Raw genomic sequence first — 2,166 nt, 5'->3', positions numbered from 1 at the left:
TTAATAAAGCTACTTATTTGCGCGGTTATTACTGTAGTCATATGTGCATACTTCTTTTGGCTGCTTTTTGATCATTTTGTTAGCAATAGGCGCAGCAAGACGGTTCAAATTGGCAGCACGGTCTTCATCGTCAGAATTGGCAAAAAGCAATATGTATCTTACTTCAGCAAATGTAGCAAGGAATTTAATACATCAAGCGAAATTGATTCATCTAAACTATTTGTGCTAAGGCATGACGCTGAAGCTGCTGCAGAAGTTTCTGGCGGGATTGTATTAACCTTGCCAATCAACATTGACGATCCAAACGAACTTAAATATTAGCAGGAATAATCCTGATTCAATGTAAATAAAAAGCGCGCCTGATGAGGGACGCGCTGGAGGCCAGACGTACGATTGAGAGTAAATGAAATCAAAGATTAGGAGTTGGCCTCCAATGACAGTATAGCAAACGCACATGTTGAAAGTACATTTAAAAGCATCAAAAAAGCGCGCCGGGTGTTGACGCGCTCTGGAGGCCAAACGTACACGTGATTGATAGCAAATGGAATCATTTAAAAGGAGTTGGCCTCCGTATGCAGTATACCAAAAAGCGCGTCACATAAGCAACGCGCGGGAGGTGCTTGAATCAGATTGTTCCCCCAACTTATAAGGTTAACACGCATAAGAAAGCATCTCCAAAGGTAGTATAGCAAAAGTCGCCCTGGATTAACAGGACGACTCAGTCTAACAAATCGAATTATTTGAACAGCAGGTATATCACAAAAAACAAAAGCGCACCACGAAGGCACGCTTATCCTACAAACCCAACCAAATCATACCATAAGGAGTGGACGCAGTGGTGCGAGCAACGAGATATTTTAGCCCAATTGATCATGATAAAACAATTGAAAACGCCAAAGAGGTCTTGGGGAACTACTGGCATCACAAGCGGCTCGCTCAACGCACCAAAATAGCGCTCAGAAGTCCCGTGATGGACGGCATGCCTAAGTCACCTAGCTATGGAAATAAAGCCGAGGACAAGCTCGTATCGCACGCTGACGAGCTGTACTATATAGCGTGCTGTGAAGGCGCTATTGAATCTATAGAGAATGAAGACTACCGGATCATTTTAGTTGAGAGCTATCTGACTCCAAAGACGACACGTAAATCCAGCCTTCAGTTAGCCGCTCACTTGCATGTTGACCGAACGACCCTTTGGCGACAAACACAAGAAGCTCTCTATGCTTTTGCTGAAATATGTCCGCTAGTGAAACTAGATGCAACATCCGTGCAACAATGATGCAACAAAAAACACGCTTTTCTGCCTTATTATGTTATTGTGCCAAAGGTGAGAAACCTGAGACACCGCGTTTTTCCTCCGAGCCTCAGTGATGATAAAGCTGTGGCAAGGCGTGGCAAATGGACTGGCTGAGATAGTCAGGCGGGTTCGATTCCCGCATGCCACATTGCCAAACTAAGGCGTAAAATCTGAACTTTGGCAACCCGACCTGATAAAGAAGTGCCGCTTAAAATATCAGGAGGTGCGTTAAAAGACTAATGCTAGGATACCCAAATGTGTGATATGGCATTTGTCGTCTATGTCTAGCGGCTTGGCATAGAACGAGGCCGAAGAAACGAGATGTTGTGGGACCAAATCCCACCGGCCTCATTGTCCAGTTTAGCGACCGGACACAGCTTGCGATGACCCCATCTGACACTGGGAGAGCGAGCAGCAGACATATGAAGCACAGATATCACCTCAATGTAGTATTCCAGTTCACGCTGGGGTACTATTTTTTTGAGGTGATTAGAAATGAGCTTTATTTCTGGATTTTTGACTAAAGACTTTTGCTCAATTGTGGCAGATGGAAGAATGTCTCAAGGAGCAAAAACGGTTGGGGAAAACTATAAAAAATTTATGTTAGCCGAATCAAACATTTTGATTGCAACTACAGGAAACGCTCAAGTTGCTGACATAATAAAGGACTTCATAAAGCGATTACATGTTCAAAGCAACGGAGCTCAGTTAAACTGGCAACTTTACGTAAATGTGATCCAACAGTTTGTTAAGGAAACGTTAAAGGAGGCAAAAGACATAGATGGAAATTGCGTAAATCAAATTGTTGTTATTTGCGGAGTTAATGGTAACAAAATCATGGCTTTGGCATTTGGACAAACTGACGCAGG

At 43.4% G+C, this 2,166-nt stretch carries 2 protein-coding genes and 1 pseudogene; all 3 read left to right on the top strand.

Annotated features, from left to right (window positions below):
- The coding region (locus ACWPAB_RS15150; RefSeq protein WP_016368724.1) for a hypothetical protein at nucleotides 1-321 on the top strand (321 nt) is incomplete at its 5' end.
- A 514-nt stretch (nucleotides 322-835) separates the two neighbouring features.
- Entirely contained in the window at nucleotides 836-1,279 is a 444-nt protein-coding gene (locus ACWPAB_RS15145) for an ArpU family phage packaging/lysis transcriptional regulator (RefSeq protein WP_010493154.1), read from the top strand.
- 513 nt (nucleotides 1,280-1,792) lie between these two features.
- A pseudogene (locus ACWPAB_RS15140) lies at nucleotides 1,793-2,166 on the top strand (hypothetical protein); the annotation flags it as partial.

Source organism: Lacticaseibacillus sp. 30, assembly GCF_053819265.1.
This window is presented reverse-complemented; position numbering and strand designations above follow the sequence as displayed.